This is a genomic window from Streptococcus sp. DD13 (assembly GCF_001578875.1).
GTDB lineage: Bacteria > Bacillota > Bacilli > Lactobacillales > Streptococcaceae > Streptococcus.
On the sequence record NZ_KQ969509.1, the window covers coordinates 1 to 19,382 of the forward strand.

Annotated in this window: 32 protein-coding genes; all 32 read right to left on the reverse strand. The window is 41.7% G+C overall.

Annotation, left to right across the window (positions count from 1 at the left end; all coding sequences use genetic code 11):
- Window positions 1–200 precede the first annotated feature (200 nt).
- Window positions 201–587 carry a 50S ribosomal protein L17 gene (gene rplQ / locus STRDD13_RS07735; RefSeq protein ID WP_000331493.1) on the reverse strand — a complete coding sequence of 129 codons (387 nt, stop codon included), beginning with the start codon at window positions 585–587 and terminating at the stop codon, window positions 201–203.
- Between the two features lie 14 nt (window positions 588–601).
- Window positions 602–1,540: a DNA-directed RNA polymerase subunit alpha gene (locus STRDD13_RS07740; protein ID WP_067103696.1), complete on the reverse strand. Its 939-nt coding sequence runs from the start codon at window positions 1,538–1,540 to the stop codon at window positions 602–604.
- Between the two features lie 47 nt (window positions 1,541–1,587).
- Window positions 1,588–1,971: a 30S ribosomal protein S11 gene (rpsK, locus tag STRDD13_RS07745; RefSeq protein WP_067103698.1), complete on the reverse strand. Its 384-nt coding sequence runs from the start codon at window positions 1,969–1,971 to the stop codon at window positions 1,588–1,590.
- A gap of 17 nt (window positions 1,972–1,988) precedes the next feature.
- Window positions 1,989–2,354, reverse strand: a complete 366-nt coding sequence (rpsM, locus tag STRDD13_RS07750) for a 30S ribosomal protein S13 (RefSeq protein WP_067103700.1) — start codon at window positions 2,352–2,354, stop codon at window positions 1,989–1,991.
- 17 nt (window positions 2,355–2,371) lie between these two features.
- Entirely contained in the window at window positions 2,372–2,488 is a 117-nt protein-coding gene (gene rpmJ, locus STRDD13_RS08325) for a 50S ribosomal protein L36 (protein ID WP_001808836.1), read from the reverse strand.
- A gap of 22 nt (window positions 2,489–2,510) precedes the next feature.
- A complete protein-coding gene (gene infA / locus STRDD13_RS07755) occupies window positions 2,511–2,729 on the reverse strand; it encodes a translation initiation factor IF-1 (protein WP_002936627.1) in 219 nt (72 codons plus the stop codon).
- A 122-nt stretch (window positions 2,730–2,851) separates the two neighbouring features.
- Window positions 2,852–3,487 (reverse strand): adenylate kinase, encoded by a 636-nt coding sequence (locus STRDD13_RS07760; protein ID WP_067103701.1) that lies wholly within the window; start codon window positions 3,485–3,487, stop codon window positions 2,852–2,854.
- 94 nt (window positions 3,488–3,581) lie between these two features.
- Entirely contained in the window at window positions 3,582–4,892 is a 1,311-nt protein-coding gene (gene secY / locus STRDD13_RS07765; RefSeq protein ID WP_067103703.1) for a preprotein translocase subunit SecY, read from the reverse strand.
- Between the two features lie 13 nt (window positions 4,893–4,905).
- Window positions 4,906–5,346, reverse strand: coding sequence for a 50S ribosomal protein L15 (gene rplO / locus STRDD13_RS07770; RefSeq protein WP_067103705.1), 441 nt, complete (start codon window positions 5,344–5,346; stop codon window positions 4,906–4,908).
- 131 nt (window positions 5,347–5,477) lie between these two features.
- Entirely contained in the window at window positions 5,478–5,657 is a 180-nt protein-coding gene (rpmD, locus tag STRDD13_RS07775; protein ID WP_000057245.1) for a 50S ribosomal protein L30, read from the reverse strand.
- Between the two features lie 13 nt (window positions 5,658–5,670).
- A complete protein-coding gene (gene rpsE / locus STRDD13_RS07780; protein ID WP_067103707.1) occupies window positions 5,671–6,165 on the reverse strand; it encodes a 30S ribosomal protein S5 in 495 nt (164 codons plus the stop codon).
- A 17-nt stretch (window positions 6,166–6,182) separates the two neighbouring features.
- Entirely contained in the window at window positions 6,183–6,539 is a 357-nt protein-coding gene (gene rplR / locus STRDD13_RS07785; RefSeq protein WP_067103708.1) for a 50S ribosomal protein L18, read from the reverse strand.
- A gap of 86 nt (window positions 6,540–6,625) precedes the next feature.
- The gene (gene rplF, locus STRDD13_RS07790) at window positions 6,626–7,162 is read right to left on the reverse strand and encodes a 50S ribosomal protein L6 (RefSeq protein WP_067103710.1); all 537 of its coding nucleotides are present in this window, start codon (window positions 7,160–7,162) and stop codon (window positions 6,626–6,628) included.
- Between the two features lie 303 nt (window positions 7,163–7,465).
- On the reverse strand, window positions 7,466–7,864 hold the full coding sequence (gene rpsH / locus STRDD13_RS07795) for a 30S ribosomal protein S8 (protein WP_067103712.1): 399 nt from the start codon (window positions 7,862–7,864) through the stop codon (window positions 7,466–7,468).
- 212 nt (window positions 7,865–8,076) lie between these two features.
- The gene (locus STRDD13_RS08330) at window positions 8,077–8,262 is read right to left on the reverse strand and encodes a type Z 30S ribosomal protein S14 (protein ID WP_001085699.1); all 186 of its coding nucleotides are present in this window, start codon (window positions 8,260–8,262) and stop codon (window positions 8,077–8,079) included.
- A gap of 14 nt (window positions 8,263–8,276) precedes the next feature.
- Entirely contained in the window at window positions 8,277–8,819 is a 543-nt protein-coding gene (rplE, locus tag STRDD13_RS07800) for a 50S ribosomal protein L5 (RefSeq protein ID WP_067103713.1), read from the reverse strand.
- Window positions 8,820–8,842: 23 nt separating this feature from the next.
- A complete protein-coding gene (rplX, locus tag STRDD13_RS07805; RefSeq protein ID WP_067103715.1) occupies window positions 8,843–9,148 on the reverse strand; it encodes a 50S ribosomal protein L24 in 306 nt (101 codons plus the stop codon).
- A 71-nt stretch (window positions 9,149–9,219) separates the two neighbouring features.
- Window positions 9,220–9,588 carry a 50S ribosomal protein L14 gene (gene rplN, locus STRDD13_RS07810; protein WP_067103717.1) on the reverse strand — a complete coding sequence of 123 codons (369 nt, stop codon included), beginning with the start codon at window positions 9,586–9,588 and terminating at the stop codon, window positions 9,220–9,222.
- A 24-nt stretch (window positions 9,589–9,612) separates the two neighbouring features.
- Window positions 9,613–9,873: a 30S ribosomal protein S17 gene (gene rpsQ, locus STRDD13_RS07815; RefSeq protein WP_000440801.1), complete on the reverse strand. Its 261-nt coding sequence runs from the start codon at window positions 9,871–9,873 to the stop codon at window positions 9,613–9,615.
- Window positions 9,874–9,896: 23 nt separating this feature from the next.
- On the reverse strand, window positions 9,897–10,103 hold the full coding sequence (gene rpmC, locus STRDD13_RS07820; RefSeq protein ID WP_067103719.1) for a 50S ribosomal protein L29: 207 nt from the start codon (window positions 10,101–10,103) through the stop codon (window positions 9,897–9,899).
- A 9-nt stretch (window positions 10,104–10,112) separates the two neighbouring features.
- A complete protein-coding gene (gene rplP / locus STRDD13_RS07825; protein ID WP_067103720.1) occupies window positions 10,113–10,526 on the reverse strand; it encodes a 50S ribosomal protein L16 in 414 nt (137 codons plus the stop codon).
- Between the two features lie 3 nt (window positions 10,527–10,529).
- Window positions 10,530–11,183 carry a 30S ribosomal protein S3 gene (gene rpsC, locus STRDD13_RS07830; RefSeq protein ID WP_067103722.1) on the reverse strand — a complete coding sequence of 218 codons (654 nt, stop codon included), beginning with the start codon at window positions 11,181–11,183 and terminating at the stop codon, window positions 10,530–10,532.
- A 12-nt stretch (window positions 11,184–11,195) separates the two neighbouring features.
- Window positions 11,196–11,540: a 50S ribosomal protein L22 gene (rplV, locus tag STRDD13_RS07835; RefSeq protein WP_067103724.1), complete on the reverse strand. Its 345-nt coding sequence runs from the start codon at window positions 11,538–11,540 to the stop codon at window positions 11,196–11,198.
- A 17-nt stretch (window positions 11,541–11,557) separates the two neighbouring features.
- Window positions 11,558–11,839 carry a 30S ribosomal protein S19 gene (gene rpsS / locus STRDD13_RS07840; protein WP_000533766.1) on the reverse strand — a complete coding sequence of 94 codons (282 nt, stop codon included), beginning with the start codon at window positions 11,837–11,839 and terminating at the stop codon, window positions 11,558–11,560.
- Between the two features lie 101 nt (window positions 11,840–11,940).
- Window positions 11,941–12,774 carry a 50S ribosomal protein L2 gene (gene rplB / locus STRDD13_RS07845; RefSeq protein WP_067103725.1) on the reverse strand — a complete coding sequence of 278 codons (834 nt, stop codon included), beginning with the start codon at window positions 12,772–12,774 and terminating at the stop codon, window positions 11,941–11,943.
- Between the two features lie 17 nt (window positions 12,775–12,791).
- Window positions 12,792–13,091, reverse strand: coding sequence for a 50S ribosomal protein L23 (locus STRDD13_RS07850; protein ID WP_067103727.1), 300 nt, complete (start codon window positions 13,089–13,091; stop codon window positions 12,792–12,794).
- The gene (gene rplD / locus STRDD13_RS07855) at window positions 13,091–13,714 is read right to left on the reverse strand and encodes a 50S ribosomal protein L4 (protein ID WP_067103729.1); all 624 of its coding nucleotides are present in this window, start codon (window positions 13,712–13,714) and stop codon (window positions 13,091–13,093) included. The genes STRDD13_RS07850 and rplD overlap by 1 nt, the downstream gene beginning before the upstream one ends.
- 24 nt (window positions 13,715–13,738) lie before the next feature.
- The gene (gene rplC, locus STRDD13_RS07860; RefSeq protein ID WP_067103731.1) at window positions 13,739–14,365 is read right to left on the reverse strand and encodes a 50S ribosomal protein L3; all 627 of its coding nucleotides are present in this window, start codon (window positions 14,363–14,365) and stop codon (window positions 13,739–13,741) included.
- Between the two features lie 60 nt (window positions 14,366–14,425).
- Entirely contained in the window at window positions 14,426–14,734 is a 309-nt protein-coding gene (gene rpsJ / locus STRDD13_RS07865) for a 30S ribosomal protein S10 (protein WP_067103733.1), read from the reverse strand.
- Between the two features lie 621 nt (window positions 14,735–15,355).
- On the reverse strand, window positions 15,356–16,930 hold the full coding sequence (locus STRDD13_RS07875) for a glycosyltransferase family protein (protein ID WP_067103736.1): 1,575 nt from the start codon (window positions 16,928–16,930) through the stop codon (window positions 15,356–15,358).
- Between the two features lie 58 nt (window positions 16,931–16,988).
- Window positions 16,989–18,236 (reverse strand): bifunctional folylpolyglutamate synthase/dihydrofolate synthase, encoded by a 1,248-nt coding sequence (locus STRDD13_RS07880; RefSeq protein WP_067103738.1) that lies wholly within the window; start codon window positions 18,234–18,236, stop codon window positions 16,989–16,991.
- A 124-nt stretch (window positions 18,237–18,360) separates the two neighbouring features.
- On the reverse strand, window positions 18,361–19,287 hold the full coding sequence (locus tag STRDD13_RS07885; protein WP_067103740.1) for a helix-turn-helix domain-containing protein: 927 nt from the start codon (window positions 19,285–19,287) through the stop codon (window positions 18,361–18,363).
- Window positions 19,288–19,382 lie beyond the last annotated feature (95 nt).

The window sequence follows — 19,382 nt, forward strand, 5'->3', positions numbered from 1 at the left end:
TAGTTTTCCAGGCCAACAGGACATTTATGTCATGGTAATAAAAAAATACAATAGATTAGATAAATAGTTTCCTGCTACTGCTTATCTAATCTATTGTAAAAATATGATGAGTGTTACCGCCGAAAAAAATCGGCGGTAGACCAGAGCTAGACTAAGAGCGAGATGCTCCATCATCATAACACTCAACAAAATTGATGATTTTAAACTAATTCAATAATTGCCATTGGGGCAGCATCACCACGACGTGGTTCTGTTTTCAGAATACGTGTGTAACCACCATTGCGCTCTGCATAACGAGGTGCAATTTCAGAGAACAATTTTTGAAGGGCTGTAGTTGATGTGTATTTATCAGTAGCTTCATCATAGTTTTCTGATGCAATTTCGTTACGTACAAATGCTGCAGCTTGACGACGAGCGTGTAAATCGCCACGTTTACCAAGAGTAATCATTTTTTCAACAGTTTTACGGATTTCTTTTGCACGAGCTTCAGTAGTCACAATAGATTCGTTGATCAATAGATCAGTTGTCAAATCACGTAGCATTGCCTTACGTTGTGAGCTAGTGCGTCCTAGTTTACGATATGCCATTATTTCCTCCTATTTTATTTATCTTTTTTCAGACCCAAGCCTAAATCAGCCAATTTTACTTTGACCTCTTCTAAACTCTTGCGTCCAAGATTACGAACCTTCATCATTTCAGGCTCAGTTTTTTCAGTTAGATCTAACACCGTATTGATTCCAGCACGTTTCAAACAATTATATGAACGAACAGATAAATCTAATTCCTCAATTGTACGATCCAGCATTCTGTCATCAGATGAACTCTCAGACTCTTTCATTACTTCAGCAGATTTCGCCACTTCTGTAAGATCAGTAAATAGTCCTAAGTGTTCCATTAAAATACGAGCGGATAGTCCTAACGCATCCTCGGGAACAATCGTTCCGTTTGTCTTAATTTCAAGGGTTAATTTATCAAAACCATCATTGCTACCAACACGAGCTGGTTCAACTTGGTAATTAACCTTGCTAACCGGTGTATAGATAGAATCTACAGCCAATGTTCCTACTGGAGCACCATCTTTTTTGTTTCCTTCTGCAGGAACATACCCTCGCCCAGTATTTACAGTTAGAGTGGCTCTAAATACTGCACCTTCAGCGATAGTAAATAGGTAGTGATCTGGATTTACAATCTCAATGTCACTATCTGTTAAAATATCTCCGGCTTTTACTTCTGCTGGACCTGAAACTTCAAGTTCAACCGTTTTTTCACCTTCGACATAAGATTTTACAGCGATTCCTTTTACGTTAAGAATAATCTGCATAACGTCTTCGCGTACACCTGATACGGTATCAAATTCATGTAATACCCCATCAATTTTTATAGATGTCACAGCTGCACCTGGAAGAGACGCTAACAATACACGGCGTAGTGAATTGCCTAGAGTTGTACCATATCCCCTTTCAAGAGGCTCTACTACAAATCTACCAAAATCTTTATTTTCATCAATTTTTGTTATAGTTGGTTTTTCAAACTCAATCATGTATAGTTACTCCCTCTGAAACGAAAAGCAGTGTATTGCTATCACGATTATACACGGCGACGTTTTGGAGGACGAGCACCATTGTGCGGCACAGGAGTCACATCACGGATAGCAGTCACTTCTAGACCAGCTGCTGCAAGCGCGCGAATAGCTGATTCACGACCTGAACCTGGACCTTTAACTGTTACTTCAACTGATTTCAAACCGTGTTCTTGAGCTGATTTAGCAGCTGCTTCTGAAGCCATTTGAGCTGCAAATGGTGTTGATTTACGAGAACCTTTAAAGCCAAGCGCACCAGCAGAAGACCAAGCAAGAGCATTACCATGCACATCAGTAATCATAACAATAGTGTTATTAAATGTTGCGTGAATATGAGCAATACCAGATTCGATATTCTTTTTCACACGACGTTTACGTGTTGGTTTAGCCAATTTTTTTACCTCCTATTTTATTTTTTCTTACCTGCAATCGCAACAGCTTTACCTTTACGAGTGCGAGCATTGTTTTTAGTGTTTTGTCCACGGACAGGAAGTCCACGACGGTGACGAATCCCACGGTATGAACCGATTTCCATCAAACGTTTGATATTCAAGTTTACTTCGCGTCGAAGATCTCCTTCAACTTTGATTGCATCTACTTCACGACGGATAGCATCTTCTTGATCGCTTGTCAAATCTTTCACACGGACATCTTCTGAAATACCTGCAGCTGCAAGAATTTTCTTAGACGTTGCGAGACCGATACCGTAGATGTAAGTCAATGAAATCACTACACGTTTGTCATTTGGAATATCAACTCCAGCAATACGAGCCATGTTTTCTCCTTTCTATTTTATCCTTGACGTTGTTTGTGTTTTGGATTTGCCGGGCAAATTACCATAACACGACCATTACGACGAATTACTTTACAGTATTCGCAGATAGGTTTGACCGATGGTCTTACTTTCATTTTTTCCCTCCAAGTATTTCGACTATTTAAAGCGGTAAGTGATGCGTCCTCGAGTCAAGTCATATGGACTTAATTCCACAGTCACTCGATCACCAACCAAAATCCGAATGTAATTTTTACGGATTTTACCTGAGACAGTCGCAAGGACCTGATGGCCGTTTTCTAATTCGACTGTAAACATTGCGTTTGGCATCGTATCAACTACTTTACCCTCGATTTCAATCACATCTTCTTTTGCCATGCAAAAGCTTCCCTCCCTAAATTTCGATTTAATTTCCTCTGAATCAGAGGTAACAATTATAAGTCAGACTAGAGTATTTTACCACTTTCATCCATAAATTGCAAGCCTAGCGTTGCATTGATTTACAGACTCTTTAAATAGGCTTCCACTTCCCCGAAGACTGCATCAATCTCTTGATCGCCATTGATTTCATGAACCAAGCCAAGCTCTTGGTAATAATCAAGAATCGGTTGTCCTTGAGCGATATTAACTTCTAACCTACGTTGAACACTTTCCGGCTTATCATCTTCTCGCTGGTAATAGTCTTCTTCTTTATAATCAACAGGTGGATTAAAGATTTTATGAAAACTTTCTCCAGTTTCTTTGTGAATAATCCGGCCACTAAGTCGATCCAAGAGAATATCGGGGTTAACGGCAATATTGAGGACTCCATCCAGTTTCAACTGTAGCTCTTCCAGTGTCTTGCTTAAAGCATGAGCTTGTTCAAGAGTTCTAGGGTAGCCATCTAATAGAAAGCCGTTTTCTTTGATATCGTCTTGAGACAGTCGTTCTTTTACAATACCATTTGTAACTTCGTCTGGAACAAGATCTCCTTTATCCATAAATTCTTTTGCTAATTTCCCCATTTCTGTTTGATTAGAAATGGCCGCACGAAACATATCTCCGGTTGAAATATGTGACACACCGAAGGTTTCAACAATTTTGACTGCTTGCGTGCCTTTACCGGCTCCTGGCAAGCCCATGATAAGAAGGTTCATGGTGTACTCCTTTATTTTGTTTTCACATAAATTCACCAACAACTGGCAAACTTATCTGGAAACAAAATAGAAGGTTGACTAGGTCAACCTAATTCTATTTCGCCTTTTCCATAAATCCGATATACTTGCGTTTCAATAGGAATCCTTCCAATTGTTTTACACCTTCAATACTTGTCATAATGATAATGATCAAACTTGTCCCTAAGAAAGCTACACGACTACTTAAACCTAAGGTGTTTTGAGCTAAGATAGGGAGGAGGGCTACCGCTCCTAGGAAGAGGGAACCCACGGTTGACAAGCGACGCAAAAGATGAGAAATATATTTTTCTGTTCCATTTCCTGGTCGCACGCCATGGATATAAGCTCCACTTTTCTGCAGATTCTCAGCAGCTTTTTCTGGATTGATCTGGACAAAACTATAGAAGAATGTAAATAAGACAATTAGCAAGCCGTATACAAGAGCTCCTTCGGTTTTTGTATAATCAAAGTAAGCGCTAATGCTATTCAGCCAACCTATCGATCGGTTTTGGGTTGCTAAAAACTGAATTATAGAAGTAGGGATTGCTGTAATAGATCCCGCAAAGATAACCGGAATGACCCCAGCCGGGTTCAACTTGAGTGGTAAATAAGAGCTAGATGGCGCCCCTTGTGCACGTTTTGTGTATTGAATCGGAATTTTATACTCAGCCTGTTGAATATAGGTTGTGAGGTATACAATCACTAACACTGCGACAACAAGAGCTGCAGCGATAATATAGGACCGTGTCAATTGAGAAGAATCGACGTTTACAAAGTAGTCCTCATAGAACTCCTGAATTGTTCCTGGTAAGGATGCGACGATCCCCGCAAAAATAATCATGGAAGTTCCATTGCCATAACCCTTATCTGTAATCTGTTCGCCCAGCCAATTCACAATCATCGAACCCGTCGTAAGGATCGCTCCGATTACTAGATAAACTTTCCAGGTCAAAGGCGTCGTTGTCAAATTGAAACTTGACAATGTACTAAACCCAGCAGTAATTCCGATGGATTGAACAAACGCTAAAACCAATGAGATATAGCGGGTTGCTTGGTTGAGTTTTCGACGACCAACTTCTCCTTGTTTTCCCCACTCCACAAATTTGGGTAGGATATCCATTTGTAATAGTTGGACGATAATGGAGGCTGTAATATAAGGGCTGACACCTAAAGCAAAAACAGAAAAGTTACTTAAGGCATTCCCTGATACTAAGCTCAACATATTCAAAAAGGGAAGATCCTGCAGGTTTTTCAATGCAGCTGCATTGATGCCCGGTACAGTAATTTGAGTCCCAATTCGAAAGACTAAAACGATAAAAATTGTAAAAAGAATTTTCTTTCGAACATTTCTTACCTTTAGTGCGTCAAGTAATAATTTAAAAAACATAGACGGCCACCTCTTAGATGACTTCTACTGAGCCACCTTTAGCAGTGATTGCTTCTTCTGCTGTTTTAGAGAATTTCGCTGCTTTCACTGTTAATTTTTTCGTCAATTCGCCGTTACCAAGAATTTTAACACCTGACTTTTCAGCTTTCACGATACCAGCTTCAATCAAAACAACTGGTGTAACTTCAGCACCGTCTTCAAAGACGTTCAATTGATCAAGGTTTACAATAGCGTATTCTTTCGCGTTGATGTTTGTAAATCCACGTTTTGGAAGACGACGGAACAATGGAGTTTGTCCCCCCTCAAAACCTGGACGTACGCCACCACCGCTACGAGCTTTTTGACCTTTTTGTCCGCGTCCTGAAGTTTTACCATTACCTGATGATGTACCACGACCTACACGGTTACGAACTTTACGGGAACCTGTTGCAGGTTGTAATTCATGAAGTTTCATTTATTTTCTCCTTATGTGTAAAATGCTAGCGCCTGCTCATCCAGTAAGGACTCGATGGGCAAACTCGCCTATACAAATGCAGATGAAGTCGCAAAGTATTCTTTACGACTCATCTCTTATCAATGTGAAGCTTATGCTTCTTCGACAGTTACCAAGTGTGAAATAGCATTCACCATTCCACGGATAGCTGCATTGTCTTCTTTAACGACTGAGCTGTTCAATTTGCCAAGACCAAGGGCAACAACAGTTTTACGTTGCTCTGGCTTGCGACCGATTGGAGACTTCGTCAAAGTGATTTTAATTTGAGCCATGAGTTCTCCTTTCTTATGCCAAATCAGAAACTGAGATGCCACGAAGTGCCGCAACTTCCTCAGCGCGTTTCAGTTGTTTCAATCCTTCAACAGTTGCACGAACAATGTTGATAGGAGTGTTTGATCCAAGTGATTTTGAAGTCACATCTGCGATACCTGCCAATTCGATAACGGCACGAGTTGCACCCCCAGCAGCAACCCCAGCACCTTCTACAGCTGGTTTCAACAATACACGAGCTCCTGAAAATTCTGAGCGAACTTCATGAGGAATTGTTGTCCCAACCATTGGTACTTCAATAAGGTTCTTTTTAGCAGCTTCTACTGCTTTACGAATTGCTTCTGGAACTTCTTGAGCTTTACCGGTACCGAAACCTACACGACCATTGCGATCACCAACAACTACAAGAGCTGCAAAACGAAGACGACGTCCTCCTTTTACAACTTTTGTAACACGGTTGATGGCTACGACGCGTTCTTCAAATTCAACTGCATTATCTTTAAATGCCATTCTTAGTGTCCTCCCTATTAGAATTTCAATCCGTTTTCACGAGCTGATTCAGCCAATGCCTGCACACGTCCGTGATATAGATATCCACCGCGGTCGAACACCACTTCAGAAATACCTTTAGCAACTGCACGTTCTGCAACAAGTTTACCGACAACAACGGCTTGTTCTGTTTTTGTTCCCTTTGAAACTTCTTTATCAAGAGTAGAAGCGCTTGCGAGCGTTACACCCGCTACGTCATCAATCACTTGAGCGTAGATGCCTGTATTAGAACGGAAAATGTTCAAACGTGGGCGAGCAGCAGTTCCAGAGATTTTTCCGCGTACACGACGATGGCGTTTTTGACGGAGTTTGTTTTTATCTGGTTTTGAAATCACAATTTTCACCTCTTACTTTTAAATCTTGTCATTAGACAAATGATAAAGTAATAGCGATTCGTGGCCTGAACCACAAATACCAACTATTATTTACCTGTTTTACCTTCTTTGCGACGAACAAATTCACCAACGTAGCGAATCCCCTTACCTTTATACGGTTCTGGAGCACGCAAGCCACGAATATAGGCAGCTGTTTGTCCAACAACTTCTTTGTTGATTCCAGATACAACGATTTGAGTCGGTGTAGGAAGTTCAAAGGTAATTCCTTCTGGAGCTTCAACTTCATCTGGGTGTGATTTACCAACTGATAGAGTCAATTTGCTTCCAGCAAGTTGCGCACGGTATCCAACCCCGCGCATTTCAAGTTCTTTTTTGAACCCTTCAGAAACACCAACAACCATATTATTGAGGTTAGCACGAGTAGTTCCATGAATGGTTTTCATTTCTTTTGAATCGTTTGGACGGTGAAGGGTCACTTCGTTTCCGTCTACACGAATTTCAATATTTTTTGAGAACTCACGAGTCAGTTCTCCTTTAGGTCCTTTTACAGTTACAACATTGTTGTTGTTGGTAAGTTCAACACCAGCAGGCAACACGATAACTTTATTACCAATACGTGACATGTAGATTTTCTCCTGTTAAATTGTCAGGCCGTTTAGACGACCAGTTTTCACGGGGGGATTATGATACAAAGGACCTAGAAAGCAAAGTAAAAATAGGAAAATCGGTGACGGCTCGATGAGCCAAGACGATTTTATCTTTTTTACACAGCTTTCAGTCCGTGTTCAAATCAAGATACCTGATTGTGTACCATATTTGAGTTCGAGCTAAGAATTCGGTGAAAAAGATAAGTTTGTCTTGGAGCATCGCTCCTGCTACAAACTCCCTATTTTCACTGCATTCTTTTAACGCTCTCACATCATCAATTACCAAACGTAAGCGATAACCTCACCACCAACATTCTTTTGGCGTGCTTCTTTGTCTGTCAACAAGCCTTCAGAGGTTGAGATAATTGCGATTCCTAATCCGTTAAGGACTTTAGGAATATCTTCACGTTTTGAGTAGACACGAAGACCTGGTTTTGAAACACGTTTCAAGTTGGTGATTACTTTTTCACCATTTGGTCCGTATTTCAAGAAGACACGGATTACTCCTTGTTTGTCATCTTCGATAAACTCAACATTTTTCACAAATCCTTCGTTTTTAAGGATTGTAGCAATGCCTTTTTTAATATTTGATGCAGGCACTTCCAACACTTCATGATTCGCTTGATTTGCGTTACGAATACGTGTCAAAAAGTCTGCGATTGGGTCTGTCATAACCATATTCTTTTCTCCTCTTACTAGCAGTTTGCCCAATGCACTTGCTAGTTAATGATTGAGCTAGGCTCAGAAAGTTTTGATACATACAAACGAGATTATACTCATTTGAACACGAGCTACAACCCGGGCAAAAAAGAGAGATTTAATTAGGAGCAGCGCTCCTGTCCCGTATCTCCTATTTTTGCTGTGGTTGTGACGCTCTTTGTATCATAATATTACCAAGATGCTTTTGTTACACCAGGAATTTGTCCTTTGTAGGCTAACTCGCGGAAGCAAACACGGCACAGTTTGAACTTACGGTAAACTGAGTGTGGACGTCCACAACGTTCACAACGTGTATAAGCTTGAGTCGAGAATTTAGCTGGGCGTTTATTCTTAGCAATCATTGATTTTTTAGCCATTTATTCTCTCCCTATTATTTTGCAAAAGGCATTCCAAGGCCTGTAAGTAGCGCACGTGATTCTTCGTCTGTATTAGCAGTAGTAACAATTACGATATCCAAACCACGAGTCTTATCTACATCATCAAAGCTAATTTCAGGGAAGATCAATTGTTCTTTCACACCAAGTGTGTAGTTCCCACGACCGTCAAATGATTTTGTTGGAACACCGTGGAAGTCACGCACACGTGGAAGTGATACTGAAACCAATTTATCCAAGAATTCGTACATCCGTTCACCACGAAGGGTAACTTTAGCACCGATCGCAACACCTTCACGAAGACGGAAGCCGGCGATAGATTTCTTTGCCTTAGTAATCAGTGGTTTTTGTCCTGAAATTAATGCCAATTCTTCAGCAGCTTTTTCCAGATTTTTTGCGTTAGAGACAGCATCCCCAACACCCATGTTCAAAACAATCTTATCCACTTTTGGCACAGCCATTACAGATGAATAGTTGAATTGCTCTGTCAAGGCAGGAACAACTTCATTTAGGTATTTTTCTTTTAAACGATTAGCCATTATACTTCTCCTTTCCTTCGTGATTAGTCAAGCACTTCGCCTGATTTTTTGTTGTAGCGTACTTTTTTGCCATCTTCAAAACGGTAACCCACACGGCCAGCTACACCATTTTTATCCAAAACTTGAACGTTTGATGCATGGATTGGAGCTTCCTTTTCAACGATTGCCCCTTGAGGGTTTTCGTTGTTAGGTTTTTGATGTTTCTTGACAAGGTTAACCCCTTCAACGATAACTTTGTTTACTTTTGGCAATGCAACAAGAACTGTTGCTTCTACGCCTTTATCTTTACCAGTAATAACGCGAACTTTGTCGCCTTTTTTTACAAACATATTTTCTCCTATATTCTTACGCCTGAACAGGCACCCTTGCTTGCGCAAGGGGACTTTCGTTTGTGATTGAATTAAAGTACTTCTGGCGCTAATGAAACGATTTTCATGAAGCCACCTTCACGCAATTCACGGGCAACTGGGCCAAAGATACGTGTTCCGCGTGGCGTTTTGTCATCACGAATAATGACAGCAGCGTTTTCATCAAACTTAATGTATGAACCGTCTGGACGACGAGCACCTGATTTAGTACGTACGATAACAGCTTTAACAACGTCACCTTTTTTAACTGCACCACCAGGAGTAGCTTGTTTTACTGAAGCAACAATCACGTCACCGATGTTGGCGAATTTACGACCTGAACCACCCAAAACTTTGATTGTCAAAATTTCACGTGCGCCAGAGTTATCCGCAACTTTTAAACGAGTTTCTGATTGAATCATGCTTTATTCTCCTTTCTGGCTTAATTAAATGATAACAGCTTCTTCCACAACTTCTACAAGACGGAAACGTTTTGTAGCTGAAAGTGGGCGAGTTTCCATGATACGAACGATATCCCCTTCTTTGGCAACATTGTTTTCATCATGAGCTTTGTATTTTTTAGAGTAGTTAATACGTTTACCATAGACTGGGTGGTTCCGTTTCGTTTCAACTACAACTGTGATGGTTTTGTCCATTTTGTCAGACACGACACGCCCAACAAGAACTTTACGATTATTGCGTTCCATTGAAATTCTCCTTCCCTAGTCTATTAGTTGTTTTCAGATTGCACAGTTTTGATCCGCGCAATTTGTTTTTTCACTTCGTTCAAACGAGCAGTTTGCTCAAGTTGGCCTGCAGCAGCTTGAAAACGAAGATCAAACAATTCCTTTTTGAGTTCATTTTCGCGTTTTGCAAGTTCTTCCTGAGAAAGTCCACGAAGTTCTTTAACAAAATCTTTAATTTCTTGAAGTTTCATGTCTTCTCCTTATTCTGCTTCGCGTTTTACGAATTTCGTTTTAACTGGTAATTTGTGGCTAGCCAAGCGAAGCGCTTCACGAGCTACTTCTTCAGATACGCCAGCGATTTCAAACATCACTTTGCCACGTTTAACTGGTGCCACCCAACCTTCAGGTGCCCCTTTACCAGATCCCATACGTACCCCGATAGCTTTAGCGGTGTATGATTTGTGCGGGAAAATTTTAATCCATACTTTACCACCACGTTTCATATAACGTGTCATGGCAATACGGGCAGCTTCGATTTGACGGTTTGTAATCCAGTGGCTGGTTGTTGCTTGAAGACCGAATTCTCCAAATGTCACTTCCTTACCACCTTTAGCTTCACCGCGCATTTTTCCACGAAACTCACGACGGTGTTTAACACGTTTAGGTACTAACATGTGTTATTTACCTCCTTTTTTGTTTTTACGAGCTGGAAGAACTTCCCCACGGTAAATCCAAACTTTCACACCTAGTTTACCATAAGTAGTATCTGCTTCTTCCCAAGCATAATCAATATCTGCACGCAGTGTGTGCAACGGAACAGTTCCTTCAGAATACCCTTCTGCACGAGCGATATCTGCACCGTTCAAACGACCAGAAACCTGAGTTTTGATCCCTTTTGCACCGGCACGCATTGTACGTTGAATAGCTTGTTTTTGAGCACGACGGAAAGCAACCCGTTGTTCCAATTGACGAGCGATAGACTCCCCAACTAAATGAGCATCCAAATCTGGAGATTTGATCTCAATAATATTGATGTGTACTTGCTTACCTGTCAATTTGTTTAATTGTGCACGAAGCGCATCAACGTTGCTTCCGGATTTCCCGATTACCATACCTGGTTTCGCTGTATGAATTGAAACGATAACCTTATTCACGGCACGTTCAATTTCAATCGTTGATACAGATGCTTCAGCCAATTCTTTTTTGATGAAGTTGCGGATTTTCAAATCTTCATGAAGGTAATCCGCGTAATCTTTTTCAGCATACCATTTTGCATCCCAATCGCGGATGATGCCGACACGCATTCCAATTGGATGTACTTTTTGTCCCACGTTTTTACCTCCTTATTTTTCTTCCACAACTACAGTGATGTGCGCTGTGCGTTTGTTGATTGGCGATGCTGAACCTTTCGCACGAGGACGGAACCGTTTCATGGTTGGGCCTTCGTTTGCGAACGCTTCAGATACGACCAAGTTAGCCTTTTCCAAACCAAAATTATTTTCTGCATTGGCCACAGCTGAATTCAATACGTTCAGGATGATGCCAGCAGCTTTATTTGGCGTGAAAGTCAAGATTGCAATTGCGTCTGCTACACTTTTGCCACGGATATTATCCAAGACAAGACGTGATTTACGAGGTGAAACACGTACTGTGCGAGCAGTTGCTTTAGCTGAAGTAATTTCTGCCATTGTGTTTTCCTCCTAAATTATTTACGACGAGTTTTCTTGTCGTCTGCAGCATGACCTTTGTAAGTACGCGTTGGCGCAAATTCACCAAGTTTGTGACCTACCATGTCTTCTTGAATGTATACTGGTACATGTTTACGACCATCGTAGACTGCAATAGTATACCCGATGAAACTTGGGAAAATCGTTGAACGACGTGACCAAGTTTTGATTACTTTTTTCTTTTCGTCATTAGCTTGAGCTTCAACTTTTTTCATCAAATGCTCATCGACGAAAGGTCCTTTTTTAAGACTACGTCCCATTATGTAGTATTCTCCTTTAAAATAAGTACCACAACGGCTTGTGCTCGAACGAGCACTACCGAGTTGGCGGATGTTAAGCGATCAAGTCAAAAACTTTGATCTTATTTTTGGTTGCGACGACGAACGATAAGTTTGTCAGATTTCGCTTTCTTGTTACGGGTTTTAAGACCAAGCGCAGGTTTACCCCAAGGAGTAGATGGCGCTTTACGTCCTACCGGTGCTTTACCTTCACCACCACCGTGTGGGTGATCATTCGGGTTCATTACAGAACCACGAACAGTAGGGCGAACACCTTTCCAGCGGTTACGTCCAGCTTTACCAAGGTTCACAAGAGATTGTTGTTCATTTCCGACAACCCCAACAGTCGCCCGGCAAGTACCAAGGATCATGCGAACTTCGCCTGATTGAAGACGTACGAGAACATACTTCCCTTCTGCACCCAATACTTGAGCAGAAGCCCCTGCTGCACGAACCAATTCTCCGCCTTTTCCTGGTTTCAATTCAATGTTGTGCACCAAAGTACCAACTGGGATATTTGCTAGTGGCAATGCATTCCCCACTTTGATATCCGCTTCTGGTCCCGAAACGATGCGTTGTCCAATTTCTAGGCCTTTTGGCGCAAGAATATAGGCTTTCACACCATCCGTATAGTGAACAAGTGCGATGTTTGCTGTACGGTTTGGATCGTATTCGATCGTTTTTACAACTGCTTCAACATTGTCTTTTTGACGTTTGAAGTCGATGATACGATAGTGACGTTTATGTCCGCCACCTTGATGACGTACAGTGATACGACCGTTGTTGTTGCGACCCGCTTTGCTCTTAAGAGATACCAACAAACTCTTTTCAGGAGTACTTGTTGTGATTTCTTCAAAATCCAAAGAAGTCATGTTACGACGGCCATTTGTCGTTGGTTTATAAACTTTAATACCCACGTTTCTTCCTCCTTTGTTTATTCTGCGTCAGCTGAAGCGAACAACTCGATTGCTTTTGAATCAGCGGTTAAGGTTACAATCGCTTTTTTGACTTTGTTTGTGCGACCAACGTAACGTCCGACACGTTTTGCTTTTGGTTTCACATTGATTGTGTTTACGTTTGCTACTTTTACACCTTCAAAAGCTGCTTCAACAGCTTGTTTAATGAGGAGTTTATGTGCACGCGTGTCCACTTCAAATACATATTTACCTGCTTCAAGTTGGCCCATTGAGCTTTCTGTGATAACAGGTTTTTTGATAACGTCATACAAGTTCATTATGCAAGAACCTCCTCGATGTTAGAGATAGCTGCTTGAGTCACAAGAAGTTTGTCGCTATTTACGATATCCAAAACACTTGCAGTTGTTGCTGTTGCAACCTTAACGTTCGGAAGGTTACGAGCTGAAAGCTCAGCGAATTGATTTCCTTCTTCGATGATCACAAGCACTTTTGATTCAATACTCAAGGCTGAAAGAACCTTTGCGAATTCAGCAGTTTTTGGAGCTGAAAACTCAAGAGAATCAACTGCCACAAATTTGTTTTCCGCAACTTTTTCTGAATAAACAGACTTCAATGCAAGACGACGGACTTTTTGAGGCAATTTGTAGCCATAAGAACGTGGAGTTGGTCCGAAGACTACACCACCGCCACGCCATTGTGGAGAACGGATAGACCCTTGACGAGCGCGTCCAGTTCCTTTTTGGCGCCATGGTTTACGTCCACCACCACGAACTGCTGAGCGATTTTTCACCGCATGAGTTCCTTGACGAAGACTTGCACGTTGACTGATGATAACATCAAAAACAACAGATTCATTTGGCTCAATGCCAAAGATTGCATCATTAAGAACTACTTCTCCGGCTTCTTTACCAGTTTGGTCAAATAATTTAACGTTTGCCATTAGATATCAATCTCCTTTCTGTTGTTATTTCGCTGCTTTAACAGCTGATTTGATAGTGATAAGAGATTTCTTAGCACCTGGAACATTTCCTTTGATTAGGATAACGTTCTTTTCTGGAACCACTTGAACCACTTCCAAGTTTTGAATCGTTACGCGGTTGCCACCCATGCGACCCGCCAAGTGTTTGTTCTTGAACACACGGTTTGGTGCAACTGGTCCCATTGAACCAGGACGACGGTGGTAACGAGAACCGTGAGCCATAGGTCCACGTGATTGTCCATGGCGTTTGATAACCCCTTGGAAACCTTTCCCTTTGGTTGTTCCGGTAACGTCTACGATGTCTCCAGCTTCGAAAGTTTCGACAGTGATTTCTTGTCCGACTTCTAAGCCTTCAACGTTTTTGAATTCACGAATGAAGCGCTTAGGAGCCGTGTTTGCTTTAGCAGCATGGCCTTTGGCAGGTTTGTTACTCAATACTTCACGTTTGTCGTCAAAACCAACCTGAACAGCTTCATAACCATCTGTTTCGACAGTTTTCACTTGAAGCACAACGTTTGGAGTCGCTTCGATGACAGTTACAGGGATAAATTCACCTGATTCAGTGAAAATTTGAGTCATTCCCACTTTTTTCCCTAAGATTCCTTTTGTCATGAGAAAAAATTCCTTTTCTATAATTTTTAAAAGTTTTTAACGAGCGTTTTTGTGCTCAGATTACAATTTGATTTCTACGTTTACACCACTTGGTAAATCAAGTTTCATCAAAGCGTCAACTGTTTTTTGAGTTGGGTTGATGATGTCAATCAAGCGTTTGTGTGTACGCATTTCAAATTGTTCACGAGAATCTTTGTATTTGTGCGTTGCACGGATGATGGTGTAAAGGCTACGTTCTGTCGGAAGCGGAACTGGTCCTGCCACTTGAGCACCTGTACGTGTTGCAGTTTCTACAATCTTCTCTGCCGCTGTATCAAGCGTACGGTGTTCGTAAGCTTTCAAACGGATACGGATTTTTTTGCTTGCCATCTTTTTCTCCTTTTCGTCTATTTAAGATAATAGGCTAGCTCCACAAGAAAACCGACCTGCCGCTGCGTGGCAATGCAGCCGTGCGTGTCGCAACCTCTTGCATCAAAGCTAAAGCCGTTTTTTAACGGCACCATAGTAGTATAACAGAATCTTACCCCCTTTGCAAGCATTTTGGAAGTAAATTATCGTTTTAAACCATTGCCCCTTCGCACAGTTACTTTTTCGCTTGGATTTCTGAGCTGAGATGCGAACTCCAAGGATTGTGTGGATGGGGATGGGGATTGGTTTTTTAGACTATCCTCCTCTTGTTCTTGATAGAGGAGGCTCTAAGAGCAACTGTAATATGAAAGAAACTTTGGTCACCTCCTATAAAAAGACTCCTAATAATGCAGAAAAGAGGCTGGGACAAAAGTCCCAGCCTCTCAATTGTTTTTGGATTGTCGAGCAAGACGCAGTGGTTGAGTGGGGTCTACTAGGCTGATTTCATCCGCTTTTACAGCCCGACTCAACTGGGCGGAGGTGGGGCGACGAAATCGAATTCTAATGAATTCCCGATTTCTGTCCTACTCTCTTTTCTAACAAATATAAGAAGGGGCTCTTCGTCCCTTTTGATCTTTTTTGCTATTTCTTCTTATATAGTGTTAGGATTTGGGTGCCTGTTTGAACTTGCGTATAGTTTTCACGTATATTTTCCATCACATTAGTTGGCATAGAAACCTGCTTGTTGATTGCGATGTATTGAGCATTATTTTGCCCCAGATTATAGGCCACCAGAGTTTTATTTTGTTCAATATCTAAATAAGGTTCTGGGGTTATGACACGAGAAACAGATATTCGATTGGTTTTCAAATAAATCATAGCACTACTGTCCCACACATATATCCGACCATTTACTTGCTGATCTTGATTGATGACTTGTGCAATTTGTTCTCGTTCCTGAGTCAACTGACCATCAAGAATCGAACGACCAAGGCTGTACGCCGGCAACAAACACAAGGCGACTAGCGGGAGAAAATAGTGACTTCGCAAGTAACTCTTCCTCCTTGGCTCTAGATGTTGGGTGTCCGGTTGCGCCACTTTTTGAACCGCTAAAGTCATCCCTAACGGCAACAAGAGAAGCAGCTGGTTTAACTCAAAATAGCGCCCTCCTATCATAAAGAATAATTGAACGAGAAAAGCAATAAGGGCAATTGTCGTAATCTCTTCGTTTTTCTTTGTCCGAAAGTGACGAAACAGAGAAGTAACAAAGGTCTGCAACAACCCTGTCCCAGTCAGGCAAAGCAAAAGACTGACCAAGCTCCAGAAAATAGCCGACCGACCGAAATTCATCGCTAAAAATCCATAGACAATGGACTGAGGGATCAGAAAGGCAACAATTTGACTGTCTAAAATATAGTAACCAACGAGATAGCCAACTAGTAAAAAACCAAACAAACAAGCCAAAAATTGATAGAAGCCACGCGCTTTTCGTTTGTTTTTAAGATTATGACCAAGCAAATAGAAGCCTGCCACTAACCAAAACAAAATGGTACTCGGCTCAATCAAGCAACCGATAGCAAGGTAGAGGCCAAATCGAATAAAGGCTTCATCTTTTAGATGACCGTCAAAGTATTTGATTAAGAACCAAACGCTTGCAAGCAAGCAAGGTAAAGCAAAAACAGCCGCGTAAAACCCTCCAAAGGCGAGACTCCAAAGAAGCAAATAAAACCACATCAGGTAATTGCCCACTGTCTTTCTATCCCTTGCGTAGTAATTAGCGATTTTTGAATAGAAGAAACCACTCAAGGTAAGGACGACCAACTGAAGAAGAGCTAACCCAACCCGACTACCGAAGAAGGTCCCAAGATAAACCAAAAGATAATACAGGACTCCATCGGATCCAACAAAATTCAAATAAGGTGCCTGTCCAGAGTGCATCGCTAGACCCGCGTATAAATCTTGTGTTTGGGAATTGGTCGCAAAATTGATTAAGAAAGGATTGACCAAACTAAAGATGGTCAGTAGCAAACTCCATAAGAAGGACGCTCCTAATCGCCCGCCAACCGGACCAGACAAGCGTTTTGTCTGGTCTAGGGCTCGCTCTTCTGTGACGCGTCCATCTTGTTGTTCTTCATTCATTTGACGACTTCCACGAATTCGCTTCCCTCTATACCGGCGGGAGCGTCGTGTCCGCTCGAGATGGTGTTCATCAGTCATATCGTTCTCCTTTTTCCTATTTATTATACCAAATCAAAAAGACTCTGTCATATCTCACTTAAAGGACCTTTTCGAAAAGGTAAGGACGGATATCCGAGATGAAATAGAGAGAACCCGTGATCATCAACAAATCATCTGCTTTCGCTTGATTCTGCCACCAATGAAGATAGGAGCGATAATCTGGCTCATAGGGGATCCCATCGAAATCCTCGGATGTGATCACCCCCTCATGAGCGAAATTCGTAAGCACTAACTGACAAGCAGGGAGATTCTTTTGAAGATAGGCTACCATGTCTGTATAGTCTTTACGCTTCAATGCGGAAAAAAGAATCGTCACCTGTGATTTGTTCTGCGCTTTTACAAATTCAACCAGGCGCTCGATGGCCGGCAGATTGTGAGCTCCATCTATATAAATATCCGGCATCTGAGAAACTTGTTCCAATCGCCCAGGCCATGTCGTTTCCTGGAGGGAGACCCTTACTTGGTCCCAATCAATGACTTGTCGAGCATCATCTTGCCACAAGCAAAAGACTTCCAAAGCCACCGCCGCATTTTGCTCTTGATAGGCCCCTTTTAAGCCTAAAAAAGGGATTTCTTGCCGAAAGAGTGCATTGGTAAACACTCCTCGTTCCAGCTGAAAATCCGAACCATCACAAAAAGCCAGCGCTTCCATTTCCTGAGCCAAACCGAGACACACACGAAGACATTCCTCACCCATTGGACCAAGAACGACGGGGGTTTTTCGTTTGATAATTCCTGCTTTTTGGGCCGCAATCTCCGATAAGGTCGTCCCCAACATGTCCTGGTGATCCAAACCAACTGAAACGATACAAGACACGACCGGATCAATGACATTGGTTGTATCCAGGAGGCCTCCAATCCCGACCTCGATGACCGCAACGTCCAGGTGTGCTCGACTAAAATACAAAAACATGGTCAGTGTCATACTCTCAAAAAAGTTAAAGGGCTCATACCGTTCAGCTACTTTTTCTTCCAATTGCACCACTTCTTGTAGGATGTCATAAAACTCATCTGCTGGAATAGACCGTCCATTAATCGCAATTCGATCATAAACCGCTTCAAGATGCGGGGAAGTAAACGTCCCCACTCGATAGCCATGTCCTTGTAGGAGTTGCCTTAAAAAAGCCACTGTCGAACCTTTTCCATTGGTCCCTGCAACGTGAATAGCAGAAAAAGACCGCTCAGGATTTCCCAAGAGATCGAGGGCAAAGCGTATCTTTTCCATCTTATAGCGGTAGGTTTTCCCTTGTTTCGAAAACAGCCATTGGTCCAGTTTTTCGTTCATTATATACTTCCCCAACCCATAAATTTTTCCCAGTCAGTAGGTATTGCATCCATATGTCCCCTCCTTGTTTTATTGATGAAATAATTTTACCAATAGAACAAGGACTTGGTCTATGAAATAAATGTCACAAATCTTTTTTAGTATCTTTCTCCCAAACACTCTCGAGCAAAGCCTTTAAATGGGCATCTCCTAGCAGTTGGGTTAATTGGAGGGCGTCCTGGTAGCAGCGGTAGGCCTCCTCGTAATTGTCCTTCACTTTCAAATAGTAGGTCCATTTTAACTGCAGTAACACTGGTTTTTTCTGTAGGTCATGACTTTCTTCCATGATGTCCTCCACGACATCAAACAATTCTGGCAGTTTCTCCAATTTTAATTGAAAGCGTCCCATTTGGATAATCAAGTTGATCAGGAGATCCCTCAACACAAACACTTCTTCTAGGTCATAGTTGTCTCGCTGTTTGGGCAACTTTTCTGCTAAGTTTTCCAAATAAACCATGTTTTTCGACACATCGTTGGTTTGTTGCTGATGAGAAGTATCCAACCAGATGATGAAAAGCCGAATCACAATCAAGTCATTGATGGTATAAAATTCCTTCTCATAGATCTCGTAAAAATGACGATGGATGATTTCATTTCCATAAACGGCATCCTCGGTTCGCAGTATATCCAAACCAGATGAATAGGCATCAATGGCCATCTGTTCTTCCACTGGAAGATTATCATAATAGTCGTCGTAAATCTCTCTAAAAACTTGATCTTTCTTTTCAAGAAGCTCTTCGTTTCCATATGTCGGCCGACGCAACATATCATATTTTAACCGTCTATATGCCGACGGAAGCGCGACGTAATCTGGCATTAATTCATAGGTTGAGTAACCTAGCCGTTTCGCTATATAACTGATACTTTTCAAGGTAGGCTTAGAGCCGCCCGCTTCAATACGCGCTAGTTGCCTAGACGTTAACTCTTCTTCTGCAAGACAGAACTCTTCTCGTGTGAGCCCTTGTTCTTGCCGCAGCTGCTTGACCCTTAATCCAAATTCCTTTTCATTCATACGAATCCCTTTTTTTAGAAATAATTCTCATTATATCATATCTCAAGGTATTTTTGTATTTTTATTTTACAGTCTAGAATAAAGCAAAACATCTC

Bases quoted from the DNA above. Each gene is read 5' to 3' on its own strand.
- STRDD13_RS07850 (WP_067103727.1), bottom strand. From the start codon at position 13,091: ATGAACTTGTATGACGTTATCAAAAAACCTGTTATCACAGAAAGCTCA.
- rpsQ (WP_000440801.1), bottom strand. From the start codon at position 9,873: ATGGAACGCAATAATCGTAAAGTTCTTGTTGGGCGTGTCGTGTCTGAC.
- rplC (WP_067103731.1), bottom strand. From the start codon at position 14,365: ATGACAAAAGGAATCTTAGGGAAAAAAGTGGGAATGACTCAAATTTTC.
- rpsH (WP_067103712.1), bottom strand. From the start codon at position 7,864: ATGGTTATGACAGACCCAATCGCAGACTTTTTGACACGTATTCGTAAC.
- infA (WP_002936627.1), bottom strand. From the start codon at position 2,729: ATGGCAAAAGAAGATGTGATTGAAATCGAGGGTAAAGTAGTTGATACG.
- rplD (WP_067103729.1), bottom strand. From the start codon at position 13,714: ATGGCAAACGTTAAATTATTTGACCAAACTGGTAAAGAAGCCGGAGAA.
- rplO (WP_067103705.1), bottom strand. From the start codon at position 5,346: ATGAAACTTCATGAATTACAACCTGCAACAGGTTCCCGTAAAGTTCGT.
- rplQ (WP_000331493.1), bottom strand. From the start codon at position 587: ATGGCATATCGTAAACTAGGACGCACTAGCTCACAACGTAAGGCAATG.
- rplX (WP_067103715.1), bottom strand. From the start codon at position 9,148: ATGTTTGTAAAAAAAGGCGACAAAGTTCGCGTTATTACTGGTAAAGAT.
- rplF (WP_067103710.1), bottom strand. From the start codon at position 7,162: ATGTCACGTATTGGTAATAAAGTTATCGTGTTGCCTGCTGGTGTTGAA.
- rplE (WP_067103713.1), bottom strand. From the start codon at position 8,819: ATGGCTAATCGTTTAAAAGAAAAATACCTAAATGAAGTTGTTCCTGCC.
- rplV (WP_067103724.1), bottom strand. From the start codon at position 11,540: ATGGCAGAAATTACTTCAGCTAAAGCAACTGCTCGCACAGTACGTGTT.
- rplN (WP_067103717.1), bottom strand. From the start codon at position 9,588: ATGATTCAATCAGAAACTCGTTTAAAAGTTGCGGATAACTCTGGCGCA.
- STRDD13_RS07885 (WP_067103740.1), bottom strand. From the start codon at position 19,287: ATGAATGAAAAGGAATTTGGATTAAGGGTCAAGCAGCTGCGGCAAGAA.
- rpsE (WP_067103707.1), bottom strand. From the start codon at position 6,165: ATGGCATTTAAAGATAATGCAGTTGAATTTGAAGAACGCGTCGTAGCC.
- rpmD (WP_000057245.1), bottom strand. From the start codon at position 5,657: ATGGCTCAAATTAAAATCACTTTGACGAAGTCTCCAATCGGTCGCAAG.
- rpsM (WP_067103700.1), bottom strand. From the start codon at position 2,354: ATGGCTCGTATTGCTGGAGTTGATATTCCAAATGACAAACGTGTAGTG.
- STRDD13_RS07875 (WP_067103736.1), bottom strand. From the start codon at position 16,930: ATGACTGATGAACACCATCTCGAGCGGACACGACGCTCCCGCCGGTAT.
- secY (WP_067103703.1), bottom strand. From the start codon at position 4,892: ATGTTTTTTAAATTATTACTTGACGCACTAAAGGTAAGAAATGTTCGA.
- STRDD13_RS07880 (WP_067103738.1), bottom strand. From the start codon at position 18,236: ATGAACGAAAAACTGGACCAATGGCTGTTTTCGAAACAAGGGAAAACC.
- rpmJ (WP_001808836.1), bottom strand. From the start codon at position 2,488: ATGAAAGTAAGACCATCGGTCAAACCTATCTGCGAATACTGTAAAGTA.
- rpsS (WP_000533766.1), bottom strand. From the start codon at position 11,839: ATGGGACGTAGTCTTAAAAAAGGACCTTTCGTCGATGAGCATTTGATG.
- rplP (WP_067103720.1), bottom strand. From the start codon at position 10,526: ATGTTAGTACCTAAACGTGTTAAACACCGTCGTGAGTTTCGTGGAAAA.
- STRDD13_RS08330 (WP_001085699.1), bottom strand. From the start codon at position 8,262: ATGGCTAAAAAATCAATGATTGCTAAGAATAAACGCCCAGCTAAATTC.
- STRDD13_RS07760 (WP_067103701.1), bottom strand. From the start codon at position 3,487: ATGAACCTTCTTATCATGGGCTTGCCAGGAGCCGGTAAAGGCACGCAA.
- STRDD13_RS07740 (WP_067103696.1), bottom strand. From the start codon at position 1,540: ATGATTGAGTTTGAAAAACCAACTATAACAAAAATTGATGAAAATAAA.
- rpsJ (WP_067103733.1), bottom strand. From the start codon at position 14,734: ATGGCAAGCAAAAAAATCCGTATCCGTTTGAAAGCTTACGAACACCGT.
- rpmC (WP_067103719.1), bottom strand. From the start codon at position 10,103: ATGAAACTTCAAGAAATTAAAGATTTTGTTAAAGAACTTCGTGGACTT.